The following is an 18,377-nucleotide window of genomic DNA, read 5'->3' as shown; positions in this document are numbered from 1 at the left end:
GCACGAGACACTAATCAATCCGCAGAGTGGTGACGAGCCCTCGGAGCGTGATGTGTCATCCAGCTCGACAGCACGAAGCCCGCACCACGTCGCTCCGTGACGTGGGCGACGTGACGTGGGGACGGCGACGTCGGCGACGCGAGGTGATGCGAGCCCTGCCGTCTCGCGCCCACGTCGGGCCTCCCGGGTCGCCGGTCAGCGGTTGGCTTTGGCCTCCGCCTTCGCGATCCGCTTCGCGGTCCGACCGATCGGCTCGATGTTGCGGTGGTCGCAGTCGCCGACCTCGGCGCCGTTGTCGAACAGCACCCGGTACCTCTGCCAGTTGAAGCCGTTGGCCAGGATGACCTTGCCCTCGGTGCCCACCGGCACCCCGTGGATCTCGGCCGTGCTGCGCACCCGGTCGTTCATCTTCAGCGAGATCTGACCCTCGTGCGGCGACGCCAGCTTGTGCGGCTTCCAGAACTCCATCCGCCGAGTCTGCCCGATCCGCACGGCGCGCGGGCACATCCGTGCGCCGGATCGGTCGACGCGGCGGCCGAGGGCCGTCGCGTCGGAACAGGTAGCGTGCTCGGCCGTGAAGAGTTCGGTCGAAGTCCTCGAGGACAACAAGGTGAAGGTCTACGTCGAGGTCGAGGAGGCCGAGTTCGACAAGGACATCGACCGGGCCTTCAAGGCCATCGCGAAGGAGGTCAACCTCCCGGGCTTCCGTGCCGGCAAGGTGCCGCGTCGGGTCCTCGAGGCGCGCGTCGGCATCGGCCCCGCGCGCGAGCAGGCGCTGCGCGACGCGGTGCCCGAGTACCTCGCCCGTGCCGTGAAGGAGCACGACGTCGACCTGATCGCACGGCCCGAGGTGGAGATCACCGACGGCGAGGAGTCGGGTCCCGTCGAGTTCGACGCCACCTGCCAGGTCCGCCCCGTGATCACGGTGGAGGGATACGACGAGCTGCGCGTCGAGCTCCCGGCGGTGGCCGTCGACGACGACGACGTCGAGCAGGCGCGCCAGGCGGCGCTGGTGCGCGACGCGACCCTCGAGCCCGTCGAGCGCCCGGCGGCCTCTGGTGACTTCGTGGTGATCGACCTGTCCGCCACGCGCGACGGCGAGGACGTCGTCGGGCTGAACGCCGAGGACTGGTCGTACGAGATCGGCCAGGGGTGGATCACCGACGACTTCGACGAGCGCCTCGTCGGTGCCTCCGCCGGCGACGTCCTCGAGTTCGAGGCGACCCCGAAGGAGACCGACGCCCCCGCCGACTTCACCGTCGAGGTCCAGATGGTGCAGGAGCGCCACCTGCCCGAGCTGACCGACGAGTGGGTGGACGCGAACATCGGCGACCACGACACCGTCGACGGGTGGAGCGAGTTCCTGGGCGAGTCGCTGCGCGAGCGGCGCCTCGGCGAGGCCCGGCAGCAGGCGGGGATGCGGATCAACGAGGCGCTCGCCGCGCTGGTCGACATCGAGGTCCCCGAGGCGCTCGTCGTGTCCGACCTCAACCAGCGCGTCCAGGGGACCATCGAGCAGTTCCAGGCGCAGGGGATCGACTTCGAGCAGTGGATGCAGGCCACCGGTCAGGATCCGGAGTCGTTCGTCGAGTCGATGCGCGGCCAGTCCGAGATCGCGGTCAAGGTCGATCTCGCGCTGCGGGCGATCGCCGTCGCCGAGAGCATCGAGGTCGGCGACGACGAGCTCGAGGCGGAGTACGCACGCATGGCGATGCAGCATGGGCACAAGGCGCGCGACGTGCGTCGTGCCTACGAGGAGAACGACGCGGTGCCCGAGCTCGTGTCGCAGATCCGCAAGGCGAGGGCCTTCGACCACCTGGTGCACCACGCCTCCTACGTCGATCCCGACGGCGCCGAGATCGACCGCGACCTGTTGATCGGCGACGACCACGACCACGACCACGACCCCGACTCCGACGGATCCGAGCCGGCCGGCACGCCGAGCGATGCCACGGACCAGCCGACCGACACCGCCGATGCGACCGACGCCGATGCGACCGACGCCGACGCGACCGACGCCGACGCGACCGGCACCACCGACACCGACACGACCGACACCGAGAGCAAGGACGACGCCTGATGGAACTCGACGCGCAGAACTACATGGTCCCCAACGTCGTCGAACAGACGAGCCGCGGCGAGCGGGCCTACGACCTCTACAGCCGGCTGCTCAAGGAGAACATCATCTTCCTGCAGACCCCGGTCGACGACACCGTGGCGAGCCTGATCTCGGCGCAGATGATCTTCCTCGAGTCGGAGAACCCCGACAAGGACATCAACATCTACATCAACAGCCCCGGGGGGGACATCACGGCGCTGTTCGCGATCTACGACACGATGCAGTTCATCAAGAACGACATCGCGACGATCTGCCTCGGGCAGGCCGCGTCGGCCGCCGCCGTGCTGCTCGCCGCGGGCACCAAGGGCAAGCGCCTCGCCCTTCCCCACGCCCGTGTCCTCCTCCACCAGCCGTCCGGCCAGGTCGGCTACGGGCAGGTCACCGATCTCGAGCTCGCCGCGAAGGAGATCATGCGCATGCGCGAGATCCTCGACGGCATCCTCGCCGAGCACACCGGCCAGCCGATCGAGCGGATCAACAAGGACACCGATCGCGACTTCGTGATGGAGGCGCAGGAGGCGCTGGAATATGGCATCATCGATCAGGTGATCTCGACCCGAGAGGCAGTGGACCGCGCCGGTCCCATCCGCTGATCGGTCCCCGGTCCCCGACGAGGGGGAGGCCGTGGACCATGATGTGGGACCTCGTGGCGCGGCGCGCCGACGACGTACGACAGACGGAAGTGAGGGGAATCGACAGTGGCGAAATTCGGCGACACCGGCGAACTCCTGAAGTGCTCGTTCTGCGGGAAGTCCCAGAAGCAGGTCAAGAAGCTGATCGCCGGGCCCGGCGTGTACATCTGCGACGAGTGCATCGATCTGTGCAACGAGATCATCGAGGAGGAGCTCACCGAGACCGCCGACGTCTCGTTCGAGACCCTCCCGAACCCGCGTGAGGTGCGCGCGTTCCTCGACGAGTACGTCGTCGGGCAGGAGGACGCGAAGAAGATCCTGTCGGTCGCGGTCTACAACCACTACCGCCGCATCCAGCACCAGGCCGACAACGAGAGCACGGTCGGCCGCCGCGACGACGTCGAGCTGACCAAGTCGAACATCCTGCTGCTCGGCCCGACGGGCTGCGGCAAGACGCACCTCGCCCAGACGCTCGCACGCCAGCTCAACGTCCCCTTCGCCGTCGCCGACGCGACCGCGCTGACCGAGGCCGGCTACGTCGGCGAGGACGTCGAGAACATCCTCCTCAAGCTGATCCAGGCCGCCGACTTCGACGTGAAGCGCGCCGAGACCGGCATCGTCTACATCGACGAGATCGACAAGGTCGCCCGCAAGAGCGAGAACCCCTCGATCACCCGAGACGTGTCGGGTGAGGGCGTGCAGCAGGCGCTGCTCAAGATCCTCGAGGGGACCCAGGCGTCGGTGCCGCCCCAGGGCGGGCGCAAGCACCCCCACCAGGAGTTCATCCAGATCGACACCACGAACGTGCTGTTCATCCTCGGCGGGGCGTTCCCCGGCCTCGAGGAGATCATCGAGAACCGCATCGGCCACAAGGGCGTCGGCTTCAACGGCACGGTGCGCAGCCAGATCGACCGCGATCCGGGCGAGCTGTTCTCCAAGGTGCTCCCCGAGGACCTCGTGAAGTTCGGCATGATCCCCGAGTTCATCGGCCGCCTGCCGATGGTCGGCGCCGTGCGCTCGCTCGACCACGCCGCGCTGAAGGCGATCCTCACCGAGCCGAAGAACAGCCTCGTCAAGCAGTACGAGAAGATCTTCGGCTTCGAGGACGTCGAGCTCGAGTTCACCGACGACGGCCTGCACGCGGTGGCCGACCAGGCCCTCCTGCGATCCACCGGAGCGCGCGGCCTGCGTGCGATCCTCGAAGAGGTGCTGCTGCACACGATGTACGACCTCCCGGGTCGCACCGACATCGGCAAGGTCGTGATCGACGCCGAGACGGTCATCGACAAGGTGAACCCCACGCTCGTGCCGCGCAAGGCGACGCGCCAGCGCAAGGCCGCTTCCTGAGCGTCGGCGCGACCGCACCGTCCCGCACCACCCGCACCACCCCGAGGATCGACCCGATGGACTTCGCCGACGCGCTCGCGTACCTCGACGAGCACATGTCGTACCAGAAGACGGGCCGGATCGACTCGCCGTCCGTCGAGCCGATCACGGCGATCTGCGCTGCGCTCGGCGACCCCCAGCGCACCGCCCCCGTCGTCCACGTCACGGGGACCAACGGCAAGGGGTCGACGGTCCAGATGATCTCGCGGCTGCTGATGGCCCAGGGGCTCACGGTCGGCACCTACACCAGCCCCCACCTGGAGCGGGTGACGGAGCGGTTCCGGCGTGACGGGGAGGCGATCTCGGAGGAGGAGCTCGCCGAGCAGATCAGCGCGGTGGCCGAGGTCGCGCCGCTGGTGGGCCAGGACCCCGGGTACTTCGAGATCCTGACCGCGGCCGCCTTCCGGTGGTTCGCCGACGTCGCCGTCGACGTCATGGTCGTCGAGGTCGGTCTGCTCGGTCGCTGGGACGCGACCAACGTGGTCGACGCGCAGGTGGCGGTGGTGACCAACATCGGCATGGACCACAACGAGTTCGCCGGGCCCACCCTCGCCGACGTGGCCCGCGAGAAGGCCGGCATCGTCAAGCCGGGCTCCGCGGTGATCGTCGGAGAGACCGATCCCGAGCTGGTCCGGATCTTCCGCGACGCCGGGGGAGCGGCCACGTTGGTGCGCGGGGACGACTTCGCCGTGACGAGCAACGCTCTCGCCGTGAACGGTCGGCTGCTCGACCTGCGGACGCCGACCACGATCTACACCGACGTCTTCCTCCCGCTCAACGGCGCGCACCAGGGCGACAACGCCGCGCTCGCGCTGGCGGCGGTCGAGACGTTCTTCGCCTCGCCGCTCTCCGAGGAGGTCGTGGGCGAGGGGTTCGGCGAGGTCGTGGTCCCGGGCCGGTTCGAGATCATGGGTCGCCAACCCCTCGTCATCGTCGACGGCGCGCACAACCCGGCCGGGGCCGACGTGTGCTCGCAGGTGTTCTTCGACGACTTCCACCCCGACGGTCGGCGGATCCTCGTGGTCGCCACGCTGCGCGACCCGCTGCAGATGCTCTCGGCTCTGCGCGCGGACGAGTTCGACCTCGTGCTGGTCGCGACCGCGCCCACGCCGCGCGGGGTCCCCGCCGCCGAGATGGCGAAGGCGGCCGCCGAGCTGGACTGCGACCACGTGGTCGCGTTCGACACGGTCGAGGCCGCGTGCCGCCGGGCGCTCGAGTACGCCGACGGCGACGACGCCGTCCTCGTCACCGGCAGCCTGTACACCGCCGGCGCCGCCCGCCCCGTGCTCGCCGAGCGCTCCGACTGACACCGACGTCGTCGGGTCCGGTCGGGGGAGGGGGAGGATCCCGCCCGACGTGGTCGCCCGCGAGGGCGGGCGCGCCTCGTCGCCGACGGCGGTCCCCGGACGGACGGCACCGGGCACGAAGGTTCGAACGAGCGGCACCGGTAGCTTCGAGCCCATGCCCGATCGCACGTTGGTCCTGCTCAAGCCCGATGCCGTGGAGCGCAAGCTCGTCGGCGAGATCGTCGGTCGGTTCGAGGCCAAGAACCTCGACGTCGTCGCGATGGACCTGCGGACGCTCGACACCGACACCCTCGCCGAGCACTACGCCGAGCACGTCGGCAAGGGCTTCTACGACGAGCTGGTCGAGTTCATGAGCCGCGGGCCGGTGGTGGCCTTGGTCGTCGAGGGACCGGAGGACACCTGGCAGGTCGTGCGCACGATGATGGGCGCCACGAACCCCCGCGACGCGGCGCCCGGGACGATCCGTGGAGACCTCGGCATCCTGTTCACCGAGAACCTCGTCCACGGCAGCGACTCGTCGGAGTCCGCGCAGCGCGAGATCGGCATCTTCTTCCCGGATCTGTAGCATCGGGCAGCCGGCCGGCGCACCACCGAGCCGCGCCGTCCATCCAGATCCCCGCCGGATCGAGGCACCCCGGGTGTGTCCGACCCGCACGAACGAAGCAGTTCTCGAAGGGAGGGCCGGAGCGTGGCCCGAAACAACCCACTGAGCCTGGGGCGAGACCTCGCCATCGACCTCGGGACCGCGAACACCCTCATCTACGTCCGGGGCCAGGGAGTGGTGCTCGACGAGCCGTCGGTCGTCGCGATCAACGTGAACGACGGTCGACCGGTCGCCGTCGGCCTCGAGGCGAAGCGGATGATGGGCCGCACCCCCAACCACATCAAGGCGATCCGCCCCCTCAAGGACGGCGTCATCGCCGACTTCGAGGTGTGCGAGAAGATGCTGCGCTACTTCATCCAGAAGGTGCACGCCTCGAAGTGGTCGAAGCCGCGCATGGTCATCTGCGTCCCGTCGGGGATCACCGGCGTCGAGCAGCGTGCCGTCCAGGACGCCGCCGAGTACGCCGGCGCACGCAAGCCGGTGCACATCATCGAGGAGCCGATGGCCGCCGCGATCGGTGCCGACCTCCCCGTCCACGAGCCGTCGGGCAACATGATCGTCGACATCGGCGGAGGCACCACCGAGGTCGCGGTGATCTCGCTCGGGGGGATCGTCACCGCCCAGTCCGTGCGCGTCGCCGGCGACGAGCTCGACGACGCCGTGCTGCAGTACGTCAAGAAGGAGTTCTCCCTCGCGATCGGCGACCGCACCGCCGAGGAGATCAAGATCCAGATGGGCTCCGCGTGGCCGATGGAGGAGGAGCTCACCGCCGACATCCGCGGCCGCGACCTGATCTCCGGACTGCCGCGCACGATCCAGCTCACCACCGAGCACGTGCGCGAAGCCCTCGCGGAGCCGATCTCTGCCATCGTGGACGCCGTGAAGACGACGCTCGACAAGACCCCGCCGGAGCTCGCCGCCGACATCATGGAGGACGGCATCACGATCACCGGCGGCGGCGCCCTCATCGGTGGCCTCGACGAGCGGCTGAAGCACGAGACGGGGATGCCGATCCGGGTCGACAACGAACCGCTCTACAGCGTCGTGATCGGCTCGGGCCGTGCGCTCGAGAACATCGACGCGATGCGCGGGCTGATGTCGATGGGCGGCGAAGACTGAGCGGTCCGCGCTCCGGGATCCGCTCGACACCATGGCCATCTACACCGTCGGCCGTCGTCGCGTCGTCATCGCGCTGCTGCTCAGCGCCGCGCTGCTGCTGACGCTCGACGTGCGCGGCAACCCCGTGCTCGACACGATCCGCGACGGGTTCTCGCGTGCCATGGCACCGGTCGAGACCGCCACCGGGGTGGTCACCAACCCGGTCCAGCGGGCGTGGAACTCCTACACGAACTACGACGACCTCGAGCGCGAGAACCGGATCCTGCGCGAGAAGATCGACCGCCAGCTCGGCGCGGAGGCGGCGGCCGAGGCGGCGATCATCGACTACCTGGCGCTGCTCGACCTCGACGAGCTCCCCTCGCTCGCGGGCATCGAGAGCGTCAAGACCCAGGTGATCGGTGGGGCGACGAACAACCTCGACCAGATCGTCGAGATCAACAAGGGGAGCGACCAGGGCATCCGGGTTGGGATGCCGGTCGTCAACGGGGCCGGCCTGATCGGCAAGATCACCCAGGTCAACGCGACGACGGCGAAGGTGATGCTGGTCACCGACCCCCGCTACTCGGTGGCGGTCGAGATCCTGGCGGGGACCGGCGACGACGACCCCGCGACCACCCCCGGCGACGGGACGGTCCCGTCCGGGTTGACCCCGGAGGAGGTCGACGCTGTGATCGAGCGGTCGACGTCGACCACCAGCACCTCCCCGACGACGCTCCCCGGAGCCGAGGCGCCACCGACGGGCACCACCCCGCTCGACGTGTTCGGCGACCAGCCCCGCCTGCCGCAGTCCGGCGACCCCGACGACCCGGCGAACACCACGACGACGGTCGCCGGCGACGAGCCGGTCGGCTCCGACGCCACCGGTGCCGGGGCCGACGGAGCCGACACCACTACGTCGACGACCACGACGACGACGATCGCGGTGGTCCCCGAGCCCGTCGCGCTGGAGAAGGAGTTCGGCGTGCTCGAGGGCCGCGGCGCGGGTCGCCCGTCGCAGATCCGCTTCATGCAGGACTCGCCGTCGCTCGCCGTGCTCGAGGAGGGTGACCTCGTCGAGACCGCCGGTGGGTCGGAGAGCCTGGCACCTCCGAACATCCCGGTCGGTCGGGTGATCAACCGGGCCGACCGACCCGGGGTGGCGGGACCGCTCCTCGAGGTCCAGCTGAACGCGAACCTCGACACGCTGAACATCGTCCGGGTCGTCCTGTACCGGCCGCTGTCGGAAGTCGCCGAGCGTTGAGCGCCCGGCGCGCGACGCGATGATCGCCGCGTTCCTGCAGAGCTCGCTCGTCCGGTTGATCCCCGTCGGGATGGTCGTGCTCGCCCTCCAGCGGACCGTGTTCGCCGAGATCCGACTCGGCGGGGTGATCGTCCAGGTGGTGCTGGCCCTCGTCGCCGCCGCCGGCGCGAGCGGGGGTTCCGAGCGTGGCGCGGTCGCCGGGTTCGTCCTCGGGTCGATGTTCGACCTGGTCGAGGGGACCCCGCTCGGTTCGACGGCCATCGCGTTCACCGTCGCCGGTGTCGTGTCGGGGCTGCTCGCCCTGATCGCCGCGGACCCGCAGTGGTGGCTGAGGGCGCTGTTCGTCGCGCTCGGCTCGGCCGCGGGCGAGGCGATGCTGCCCACCGTCCGGCTGTTCATCGGCGAGGACGACCCGTGGCCGAGCGACATGGTCCGCATCGTCGTCGTCGTCGCGGCGGCGGCGGCCGTGATGAGCCCGGTCCTGCTGCCCGTGAGCCGGTGGTGCCTCAAGATCCGGGGACCGGCCTGGACGGCGCCCGCGGCCGAGGAGCCGGGCTGAGCGCCGACTTCTGCGCGCCGCGCACCAGATGACCCGGCGTTCGCAGGCACACTGGTCCTCATGGCTCTCGACAAACGTGCCACGCGCCTGGGCGTCCTCGCCCTCGTCGCGACCATGTTGTTCGGCCTCGTGGGGACCCGGCTGTGGTTCATCCAGACGATCGAGCAGGAGGCCCTCCAGGAGGAGGTCGAGCAGATCAAGCGCCAGACGGTGCCGCTGCTCCCCGAGCGTGGCCGGATCTTCGACGCCGACGGCCGCATCCTCGCCGACAACGAGCGGGTGCTCACGGTCGCCATCGACTGGGAGCTGATCCGCCCCTCCGACGATCGGGCGGAGATCTTCCGGCGGGTGTCCGGGTGGGTCGGGGTGCCCGTCGAGGAGATGGAGGAGCGCTACCGGAGCGGCGAGTTCGAGCGCCTCCTGCCGATGCCGGTCGCCGAGGACGTCGACGAGCCGACGGCGGCCGCGATCCTCGAGCGGGTCGAGGACCTCCCGGGGGTGCAGATCATCGAGCAGGCCCGCCGGGTCTACCCGTACGCGCCGCTCGCGAGCCACGTCGTGGGCTACATGGGTCGGATCACCGCCGAGACCAAGGACGAGTACCTCGACCGCGGCTACGAGCTGATCGAGCGGGTCGGCAAGTTCGGCGTCGAGCTGTCGATGGAGGACCAGCTGCACGGTCGCCCCGGTCGCGTCGTGTTCGAGGTCGACAAGTCGGGCCGCATCGTGCGCGAGGTCGAGCGGATCCCGGCGGTGAACGGCAACGACATCCAGCTCACCATCGACCTCGACCAGCAGCAGTTCGCCGAGCAGGCGCTCGAGACCCAGCTCGAGCTGCGGCGCACCGAGCTCGCGCCGAACCCGGTCGATTCCGAGTCGAACCAGCGTGTCGACCCGACCCAGGGCCCCGAGGTGCCGTTCAAGGCGCCGGCCGGGGCGGTCGTGATCGAGAACCACGACAACGGCCACATCGTCGCTCTCGCGAGCTACCCGACCTTCGACAACCGGTGGTTCGAGTCCGATCTCGGCGACGGTCGGTTCGAGCAGCTCTTCCCGTCCGTGAACCCCGACGGCACCCCGATCGACCCCGACCGCTCGATCCTGGTCAACCGCGCGATCCAGGGTCGGTACAACCTCGGCTCGACCTTCAAGCCGTTCACCGCGTACGCCGCGCTGAGCACCGGGCTGCTCGACACCGGGTCGACCTACGACGACACCGGCACCTACCGGATGGAGTCGATCACCGACGACCTGTGCCAGCAGGTGCGCTGCGTGTTCAAGAACGCGACGTGCCCGCGCCTCGGGGAGCCCTGCGTGTACGGCCCCGTCGACGTGACCCTCGCGCTCGCCGTCTCGAGCGACGCCTTCTTCTACCGCATCGGCGAGCTGCTGATGACCCGCAACGACAACCGTCCGGTCCTGCAGGACCAGGTCCGCCTGTTCGGCTTCGGCGCCGACACGGGCATCGATCTCCCCTTCGAGTTCGACGGGACCGTGCCCGATCGTGAGCTCAAGGCGCGCTACGCGCAGCTCGGGGTGATCACCGAGGACGAGGGGCGTGACTACTACACCGGCGACAACGTCCAGCTCGCGATCGGCCAGGGTCTGCTGTCGGCGTCCCCGCTCCACCTCGCGACCGGGTACGCCGCGATCGCGAACCGGGGCACCGTGTACCGCCCGGAGATCATCCGGGCCGTCTACGAGCCGGGGGTCCCCGACGCCGTGGAGCCGGGGTACGCCGACATCGCCCGGGCACGCTTCGCCGAGGAGCCCAACGTGGCCGGCGAGGTCGTGCGCCAGGTGCCGATGTCGAGCGAGATCCACACCGAGATCGACGACGGCCTCCGGCGCGTCGTCACCGGCCCGGGCACGTTCAGCGACCAGTACCACTCGACGACCGGGGAGAAGCTGTTCCGTCGGTACCCCCCTGAGGCGATCCCGGTCGCCGGCAAGACGGGCACCGCCCAGGGTTTCGAGAACTACCCGTGGAACGACTCGTCCGCGTTCGCCGCGTACAGCAAGGACCCCGAGCGACCGTTCACCGTCGCCGCGTACCTGGAGAAGAGCGGCTACGGGGCCTCCGCGGCGGGGCCGGTCGTGAAGTGCGTGTTCCTCCAGCTGTCGGGCATCACCCCGGCCGACCCGGTCGAGCTGTCGGATCCGCTCGACACGACGAACCTCGTGCCCGCACCGGAGAACCGCCTCGACGACACGTCGTGCTACGAGGGCGAGTTCGCCCCGTCCCTCGACCCGCTGGACTGAGGCGGCGTGACGAGCTTCCTCTCGCGCAAGCCGGACTCGGGTCTGGGCAACATCAAGGCGAGTCCGGCCGACCCGACCCGCAACATCGACTGGGTGCTGATGTCGGCCCAGCTGATGCTCACCGTCATCGGGTTCTTCGTCGTGTTCTCGACCTCGCGCACGCCGGCGATCGACCGGTTCTCCGACGAGTTCTTCTACGTCAACCGCCAGGTGATCTTCGCGATCGTCGCGGCGGTCGTGATGATCGTCGTGATGAGCGCGGACTACGAGTTCTGGAAGGACCGCGCCCGCTCGCTCTACACCCTGACGATCGCCTCCCTGGTCGTGCTGCTGCTGTTCGCGCGCCTCGGCGGGGGCAACGACCTGTTCTTCGACCTCGGCCCGATCAACGTGCAACCGGCCGAGCTGGCCAAGTTCACGACCCTGCTGATGCTCGCGGCGTTCCTCGCCGAGGAGCGCAGCGACGAGGTGTCGTACGCGCGCTTCCTCGGCGGGTTGATGATCGTCGGCGTGCCGGGGGTGCTGATCATCGTGCAGCCCGACCTCGGATCCGGTTCGGTCATCGTGTCGATCGCGATGGGGGTGCTGCTCGTCGCCGGCGCGAAGGCGCGCTACATCCTGGCGATCTCGTTCCTGTCGGTCGCCACGATCGCCGCCGCGTTCTTCGGGCGCCTCGTGAACACGTACCAGATCACCCGGATCAGGGTGCTGATCGACCCGGGAGCGGCGAGCCCGGACGACACCTACCAGGCGGACAACGCGATGCGCGCGCTCGGCACGGGCGGGATCTGGGGCAAGGGGTGGTTGCAGGGACCGCTGACGAACGACGGGAACATCCCGGTGATGTTCGCGGACTTCCCGTTCGCCGGGGTGGGGGAGCAGTTCGGTCTCGTCGGGTGCGCTCTGGTGCTGGCTCTCGTGGGGGTGTGCCTGGTGCGGATCTGGCGCATCGCGCACCTGTCGCGCGACCTGCTCGGCACCTACGTGTGCGCGGGGGTGTTCGTGATGCTGCTGTGGCAGACGTTCCAGAACGTGGGGATGACGCTGAAGATCATGCCGGTCACCGGGCTCCCGCTGCCGTTCATCAGCTACGGGGGGTCGGGCTTGATCGTCTACTTCGCGATGTTCGGTCTGGTGCAGTCGGTGCACATGCGTCGGATGCGGTGAGCCGCCCCCGCCCGGGGCCGGTCCGTCACGCCCCGTCGGACGGCCCGTACACTCGGTGCTCACGTGAGCGCGACACCCCGACTCCCTGATCTCTCGACGCCGAGTCGGTCACCGCTGTCCACACGTTCGATCCGCCCCATCACCCGATGCGGCGGTCCTCACACGTCAGTCGTCACCCGGTCGTCCGCCGACCCGGCGACGCCGCCGGAGCGCCGCGCCTGCCCGCGCCTCCGCGAGAAGGGACCCATCCGACATGAACGACGACCAACCCGCCTCCGAGGTGGCGACGCGATCCGACTCCGATCCGGGGGGCTCGTCCTCGTCGGGCGGGTCGCGCTCGGCACCCCCGCGGCGAGAGGGCGGGAGCGGCACGGCTGAGGCTCGCCGATCGCGCAGCGGCTCGGAGGGGCCCGTCGGCGGCGACGACCGCAACGACGTCGAGCTCCCCGAGAAGATCTCCGAGGGCCGCCCGTCGGCTGCCGCCGCCGAGAAGGCGCTCGTGCGCAAGCCGCGCATCGGCGACACGATGCCGATGCCGTCGTCGCCGCCTCCCGGGCCGGCGAGACCGCGAGGCGACGAGGCCGACGACCGTGACGACGGCGGCGGCGGAGGCGGGAAGCGTCGCCGACGTGGGGGCAAGGGCAAGCGAGGCGGCGGCCGCGGGGTCGACGACGGCGGCGAGGCGGCCGGCGACGCGGCGCGGACCGCGTCGAAGGGATCGAAGGGGTCCGCCGGCTCGGCGACGGAACCGACCGGCGCGCGCTCGAAGGGGCGCGGCTCGGGTCGCCGCGGCGAGGGCGACGGCCGCCGACGGGGGCGCGGCAAGGGACGTGAGCGCGACATCCGCGACGACGACCTGATCGAGCAGCGCAAGGGCCGCGAGCGCAACGGCAAGCCGATCGGGCGCTACTTCATGTGCGTCCAGGTCCGACCGGGGATGGCTCAGGTGGCGGTGCTGGAGGGACGCAACCTGATCGAGCACTACGTCAGCCGACCGGCCGACGACGTCGCGCAGATCCACGGGAACATCTACCTCGGCAAGGTGCAGAACGTGCTGCCCGGCATGGAGGCGGCCTTCGTCGACATCACCACCCCGAAGAACGCCGTGCTCTACCGCAGCGACGTCCAGTACGACCCGGGCGACATCGAGGTGAAGGGCAAGAACCCGCGCATCGAGGACATCTTGAAGAACAAGCAGATGATCCTCTGCCAGGTCACCAAGAACCCGATCGCGCACAAGGGCGCTCGCCTCACCCAGGAGATCTCGCTGCCCGGCCGCTTCGTCGTGCTCATCCCGAACTCCAAGACGTACGGCATCTCCAAGCGCCTGCCCGACGACGTCCGCAAGCGCCTGCGCGGCATCCTCGACCGGGTCAAGCCCGCCGAGCACGGCCTGATCGTGCGCACCGCCGCCGAGCACGCGACCGAGGACGAGCTCGTCGCCGACATGAGGGTCCTCCTCGCGCAGTGGGCCGACGTGGAGCGCAAGGCCGCGAAGGCGCAGCGCCCGACCCTGCTGTCGCGCGAGCCCGAGCTGGCCGTGCGCGTGATCCGCGAGGAGTTCAGCGCGGACTACCGCGGGGTGATGATCGACGACGCCGAGCTCCACGCCGAGGTCCGTGACTACGTGCAGGCGTTCAACCCCGAGCTCGCCGACCGCATCGAGCGCTACGACACCGACGCCGAGGGCCTCTCGGTGTTCGAGCGCTTCCACGTCCACGAGCAGGTGCACAAGGCCCTCGACCGCAAGGTCTGGCTTCCGTCGGGAGGGTCGCTGATCATCGAGCACACCGAGGCGCTGACCGTCATCGACGTCAACACGGGCAAGAACGTCGGCAAGTCGAACCTCGAGGAGACGGTGTTCCACAACAACATGGAAGCCGCGGAGGAGGTCGCGAAGCAGCTCCGGCTGCGCGACATCGGCGGGATCATCGTCATCGACTTCATCGACATGGAGATCAAGGACAACCGCGCCAAGGTCGTCGCCGTGCTGCGCGACGCGCTCGCCCGGGACAAGACCCGGTCCCAGGTGTTCGACATCGGCGAGCTCGGTCTCGTCGAGATGACGCGCAAGCGCATCGGCGAGGGCCTGCTGACCGAGTACAGCGAGATCTGCCCCGACTGCGACGGGCGCGGGGTGATCGTCGACTACGGGATGCTCGAGTGACCCGCGCCGACGCGCCGAGCTGAGCCGTCGCGGACCCGGTCGAGACCCGCTCCGCGCTTCGCCGATCCGAGCCGGGTCAGCCAGGGGGTTCGCCGGCGCGACCTCCAGCCACGACGGCGACACCCTGTTCGCCGACGTGCGGTCGTCGTCGGGCTGCTCGGTCGCCATCCGCGGCCCGTGGCAGCGCGGCCCGCTGCGAGCTCCGGGGCGCCGACCCCGTCCGCGACAGGGCGCGGCGGTGCGGCGGTCCTAGGATCCGTGGCATGCGCCTGGAGCTGACACCCGACGCCGCCGCCCTGCTCGAGCGGCGGGGTGGCACGATGTCGATCGACTTCATCCGTCCCACCGGTTGAGGCAAGGTCGCCGAGGTGTCGGTCGACACCAACGTCAGCGGGAAGAACCTCGCCCCGTACCGCACGCTCCGCCACGAGCGCTTCCGGATCCTGGTCGCGCCCCAGCTCGTGGGGATGGCCGAGGCGATGCGGATCGTCGCGTCCGGGCGGCTGTCCAAGAAGCTGAAGGTCGAGTTCTCACCGGTCGGTGGGGCCGACGAGTGCTGCCGCTAGCATCGCGAGTCGCTATGTACGCAATCATCGCTTCGGGCGGCAAGCAGGAAAAGGTCGCCGAGGGAGAACAGGTCCGTGTCGAGCTGCTCGACGGCGACGAGGGCAGCGACGTGTCGCTGCGCCCCGTGATGGTCGTCGACGGCGACACGGTGCTGTCCACTCCCGACGAGCTGTCCGGAGCCTCGGTGACGGGCCGCATCGTCGGTCGCACCACGGGCCCGAAGATCAACGGGTTCACCTACAAGAACTCACGCAACGAGAGCCGTCGGTACGGCCATCGCCAGAAGTACCACATGGTCGAGATCACCTCGATCGCGACGAGCTGAGCCAGGAGGCACGACATGTCCAAGACCAAGGGCGGCGGTTCCACCCGCAACGGCCGCGACTCCAACGCCCAGCGCCTCGGCGTGAAGGCCTTCGACGGTGAGCAGATCCACGCCGGATCGATCATCGTCCGCCAGCGCGGCACCCGGTTCCACCCGGGCCACAACGTCAAGATCGGCAAGGACGACACCCTGTTCGCCACGGCGAACGGCGCGGTCAAGTTCGGCTCCCGCAAGGGCCGCAAGGTCGTCGACATCCTGACGGCCGACGTCGACGCCTGACGCACCCGCCGCCCCCGTCCGGGCCGGCTCCCACGATCTGCGAACGCCCCGACCGAACGGTCGGGGCGTTCGTCGTCGTGAGGGCGGGCGAGCGGGTCGCACCCGCCTCGGCTCGCACCTCGCCGGGGCGCATCGCCGCCGGGGCTCGTCCCCGGGGCGATGCGTCCCGACGGCGCGTCAGAGAGCGGCTTTGAGCTCGTCGAGGTTGCGGTTGAGCTGGTCGGGGAGGCGATCCCCGAACCGGGCGAAGTGGTCGCGGATCTGGGGGACCGCCTGCTTCCATCCCTCGGTATCGACCGACAGGATGGCGTCGAGGTCGTCGGCGTCGATGTCGAGGCCGTCGAGGTCGAGGGCGCCGTCCTTCGGCAGCTTGCCGATCGGGGTGTCGACGGCCTCGGCGGTGCCGTCGCAGCGCTCGAACACCCACTTGAGCACCCGGCTGTTCTCGCCGAACCCCGGCCACAGGAAGCGGCCTTCGTCGTCACGCCGGAACCAGTTGACGAAGAAGATCTTCGGGAGCTTGGCCTCCTCGGTGCGATCCGTCATCGAGAGCCAGTGGGCGAAGTAGTCGCCGTAGTTGTAGCCGCAGAACGGCAGCATCGCCATCGGGTCGAAGCGCAGCTCGCCCTGGACCCCCTCGGCCGCCGCGGTCTTCTCCGACGCCATGATCGAGCCGAGGAACACGCCGTGCTCCCAGTCGTCGGCCTCGGTGACCAGCGGCACGGTCGTGCGACGACGACCACCGAAGAGGATCGCCGAGATCGGCACGCCCCGTGGGTCCTCCCACTCGTCGGCCGCCGAGGGGCACTGGTCGGCCGGGGCGGTGAAGCGGGCGTTGGGGTGCGCTGCGGGGGTGTCGTGCTCGGGGTTCCAGGGGTTCCCCTTCCAGTCGGTCGCGCGTGCCGGCGGGTCCTCGGTCATCTCCTCCCACCACACGTCGCCGTCGTCGGTGAGCGCGGTGTTGGTGAAGATGCAGTTGCCCCAGAGCGTTTCCATCGCGTTGTGGTTCGTCTCGTGGCTCGTGCCGGGAGCGACACCGAAGAAGCCGGCCTCGGGGTTGATCGCCCGCAGCTGGCCGTCCTCGCCGAACTTCATCCAGCAGATGTCGTCGCCGATGGTCTCGGCGGTCCAGCCGGGGATGGTCGGCACGAGCATCGCGAGGTTCGTCTTGCCGCACGCCGAGGGGAACGCGCCGGCGATGTACTTCGATTCGCCGTCGGGGTTCGTCAGCTTCAAGATGAGCATGTGCTCGGCCAGCCACCCGTCGTCGCGGGCCATCACCGAGGCGATGCGCAGCGCGAAGCACTTCTTGCCGAGCAGGGCGTTGCCGCCGTAGCCGGACCCGTAGGACATGATCTCGCGCGTCTCGGGGAAGTGGACGATGTACTTGTTGTCGGCGTCGCAGGGCCACGGCACGTCGGTGTCTCCCTCGTCGAGCGGGGCGCCGACGGAGTGCAGGCAGGGCACCCACTCGCCGTCGTCGCCGAGCACGTCGAGGGCGCCCTGGCCCATCCGGGTCATGATCCGCATGTTCGTCGCGACGTAGGCCGAGTCCGTCAGCTGCACGCCGATGTGCGCGATGTCGGAGCCGAGCGGTCCCATCGAGAACGGGACGACGTACATCGTGCGGCCCTTCATCGAACCGCTGTACAAGCGGCGCATCTCGGCGCGCATCTCCGAGGGGTCGCGCCAGTTGTTGTTCGGTCCGGCGTCGGACTCCTCCGTCGAGCAGATGAAGGTGCGGTCCTCGACCCGGGCCACGTCACCGGGATCGGAGTGCGCCCAGTAGCTGTTCGGGCGCTTCGCCTCGTCCAACTTGGTGAACGTGCCGGCGTCGACCAGCTCCTGCGCCAGGCGCTCGTACTCCTCGGCGCTCCCGTCGCACCAGTAGATGTCGGCCGGCTGCATGACGCTGGCCCACTCCTTGACCCAGTCCTTCAGCCGCTGGTTGCTCGTCGTACCGCTCATCGTCGCTCCTCGTTCACCTCGCAGCGCACCCTGCGCGCTCGTGAACGCCACAGCGTAGGCAACGCGACACGAACCCGACCCGCTGGGCCGGGCTGTAATCGCTTCCATCCGCCGTTCCGATGGGCCCATCGGAGATTCCGATCGCCGTCGGCGTGCGGATCGCTTCGAGCGATCGCAGCTCGGAGGCGGACGGGTCAGTGGATGCCGGGGGTCCCCATGTCGACCTCGGAACCGAGGCGCAGGTGGGTCGCGCGCCCGACGTCGTCGAGGTCGAAGATCACCCGCTGGCCCTGGCGGACCATCCGGAAGATCGACCCGTCGAGCGCGCCGGGAGCCAGCTCGTAGTCGGCGAGGTCGGTGTCGGTCATGATCAGACCGTCACCGGTGGCGGGATCGTAGGCCTTGATGACGCCCTGCATGATCGGGCGGCTCAGCCGGCCTTGGCGATCTTGCCCGACTTGATGCACCCGGTGCAGACGTTGACGCGCTTGGTGGCGCCGTTGACCGATGCCCGCACGCGCTGGATGTTGGGGTTCCAGCGCCGCTTCGTCCGGCGGTGCGAGTGGGAGACCGACATGCCCCACGACGGGCCCTTGCCACACACTTCACACTTGGATGCCATCATCTTCTCCTGGTGCATTCGGTTCGAACAGCCATCTGAGGCTAGCGGTGCATC

At 69.5% G+C, this 18,377-nt stretch carries 18 protein-coding genes; 14 read left to right on the top strand and 4 right to left on the bottom strand.

Annotated elements, in window-relative coordinates:
- Window positions 1-195: 195 nt before the first annotated feature.
- Window positions 196-468: a hypothetical protein gene (locus tag ACOOHC_RS11595; RefSeq protein WP_420450566.1), complete on the bottom strand. Its 273-nt coding sequence runs from the start codon at window positions 466-468 to the stop codon at window positions 196-198.
- Between the two features lie 106 nt (window positions 469-574).
- Here ACOOHC_RS11595 and tig point away from each other — a divergent pair, with 106 nt between their 5' ends.
- The 14 genes from tig to rpmA all read left to right on the top strand — a co-directional run bounded on the left by tig (window position 575) and on the right by rpmA (window position 15,733).
- On the top strand, window positions 575-2,080 hold the full coding sequence (gene tig, locus ACOOHC_RS11590) for a trigger factor (protein ID WP_420450565.1): 1,506 nt from the start codon (window positions 575-577) through the stop codon (window positions 2,078-2,080).
- Window positions 2,080-2,712, top strand: a complete 633-nt coding sequence (locus tag ACOOHC_RS11585) for an ATP-dependent Clp protease proteolytic subunit (RefSeq protein WP_420450564.1) — start codon at window positions 2,080-2,082, stop codon at window positions 2,710-2,712. Before tig ends, ACOOHC_RS11585 begins: the two co-directional genes overlap by 1 nt.
- Before the next feature lie 105 nt (window positions 2,713-2,817).
- A complete protein-coding gene (gene clpX / locus ACOOHC_RS11580) occupies window positions 2,818-4,098 on the top strand; it encodes an ATP-dependent Clp protease ATP-binding subunit ClpX (protein ID WP_420450563.1) in 1,281 nt (426 codons plus the stop codon).
- 56 nt (window positions 4,099-4,154) lie between these two features.
- Window positions 4,155-5,444 (top strand): bifunctional folylpolyglutamate synthase/dihydrofolate synthase, encoded by a 1,290-nt coding sequence (locus tag ACOOHC_RS11575; RefSeq protein WP_420450562.1) that lies wholly within the window; start codon window positions 4,155-4,157, stop codon window positions 5,442-5,444.
- Between the two features lie 154 nt (window positions 5,445-5,598).
- Window positions 5,599-6,009 carry a nucleoside-diphosphate kinase gene (gene ndk, locus ACOOHC_RS11570; protein WP_420450561.1) on the top strand — a complete coding sequence of 137 codons (411 nt, stop codon included), beginning with the start codon at window positions 5,599-5,601 and terminating at the stop codon, window positions 6,007-6,009.
- 123 nt (window positions 6,010-6,132) lie between these two features.
- Window positions 6,133-7,167 (top strand): rod shape-determining protein, encoded by a 1,035-nt coding sequence (locus ACOOHC_RS11565; protein WP_420450560.1) that lies wholly within the window; start codon window positions 6,133-6,135, stop codon window positions 7,165-7,167.
- A gap of 31 nt (window positions 7,168-7,198) precedes the next feature.
- Window positions 7,199-8,407, top strand: a complete 1,209-nt coding sequence (locus tag ACOOHC_RS11560; protein WP_420450559.1) for a rod shape-determining protein MreC — start codon at window positions 7,199-7,201, stop codon at window positions 8,405-8,407.
- Between the two features lie 19 nt (window positions 8,408-8,426).
- Window positions 8,427-8,966, top strand: a complete 540-nt coding sequence (locus ACOOHC_RS11555) for a hypothetical protein (RefSeq protein WP_420450558.1) — start codon at window positions 8,427-8,429, stop codon at window positions 8,964-8,966.
- Between the two features lie 60 nt (window positions 8,967-9,026).
- Window positions 9,027-11,228 (top strand): peptidoglycan D,D-transpeptidase FtsI family protein, encoded by a 2,202-nt coding sequence (locus ACOOHC_RS11550; RefSeq protein ID WP_420450557.1) that lies wholly within the window; start codon window positions 9,027-9,029, stop codon window positions 11,226-11,228.
- Between the two features lie 6 nt (window positions 11,229-11,234).
- A complete protein-coding gene (locus tag ACOOHC_RS11545) occupies window positions 11,235-12,395 on the top strand; it encodes an FtsW/RodA/SpoVE family cell cycle protein (protein ID WP_420450556.1) in 1,161 nt (386 codons plus the stop codon).
- A gap of 253 nt (window positions 12,396-12,648) precedes the next feature.
- Window positions 12,649-14,562 carry an Rne/Rng family ribonuclease gene (locus ACOOHC_RS11540; protein WP_420450555.1) on the top strand — a complete coding sequence of 638 codons (1,914 nt, stop codon included), beginning with the start codon at window positions 12,649-12,651 and terminating at the stop codon, window positions 14,560-14,562.
- 368 nt (window positions 14,563-14,930) lie between these two features.
- Window positions 14,931-15,128 (top strand): hypothetical protein, encoded by a 198-nt coding sequence (locus ACOOHC_RS11535; RefSeq protein ID WP_420450554.1) that lies wholly within the window; start codon window positions 14,931-14,933, stop codon window positions 15,126-15,128.
- Window positions 15,129-15,142: 14 nt separating this feature from the next.
- Window positions 15,143-15,454 (top strand): 50S ribosomal protein L21, encoded by a 312-nt coding sequence (gene rplU / locus ACOOHC_RS11530; RefSeq protein ID WP_420450553.1) that lies wholly within the window; start codon window positions 15,143-15,145, stop codon window positions 15,452-15,454.
- Between the two features lie 15 nt (window positions 15,455-15,469).
- A complete protein-coding gene (gene rpmA / locus ACOOHC_RS11525) occupies window positions 15,470-15,733 on the top strand; it encodes a 50S ribosomal protein L27 (protein ID WP_420450552.1) in 264 nt (87 codons plus the stop codon).
- A gap of 177 nt (window positions 15,734-15,910) precedes the next feature.
- On the opposite strand, the gene ACOOHC_RS11520 is transcribed toward rpmA, so the two are convergent.
- From ACOOHC_RS11520 to rpmB, 3 genes are all read right to left on the bottom strand, one after another.
- Window positions 15,911-17,701, bottom strand: coding sequence for a phosphoenolpyruvate carboxykinase (GTP) (locus ACOOHC_RS11520; RefSeq protein ID WP_420450551.1), 1,791 nt, complete (start codon window positions 17,699-17,701; stop codon window positions 15,911-15,913).
- A 194-nt stretch (window positions 17,702-17,895) separates the two neighbouring features.
- Window positions 17,896-18,120 (bottom strand): hypothetical protein, encoded by a 225-nt coding sequence (locus tag ACOOHC_RS11515; RefSeq protein ID WP_420450550.1) that lies wholly within the window; start codon window positions 18,118-18,120, stop codon window positions 17,896-17,898.
- An 11-nt stretch (window positions 18,121-18,131) separates the two neighbouring features.
- Window positions 18,132-18,323, bottom strand: a complete 192-nt coding sequence (rpmB, locus tag ACOOHC_RS11510; protein WP_420450549.1) for a 50S ribosomal protein L28 — start codon at window positions 18,321-18,323, stop codon at window positions 18,132-18,134.
- Between the last annotated feature and the right edge of the window lie 54 nt (window positions 18,324-18,377).

The organism is Ilumatobacter sp., from assembly GCF_965215205.1.
GTDB lineage: Bacteria > Actinomycetota > Acidimicrobiia > Acidimicrobiales > Ilumatobacteraceae > Ilumatobacter_A.
This window is presented reverse-complemented; position numbering and strand designations above follow the sequence as displayed.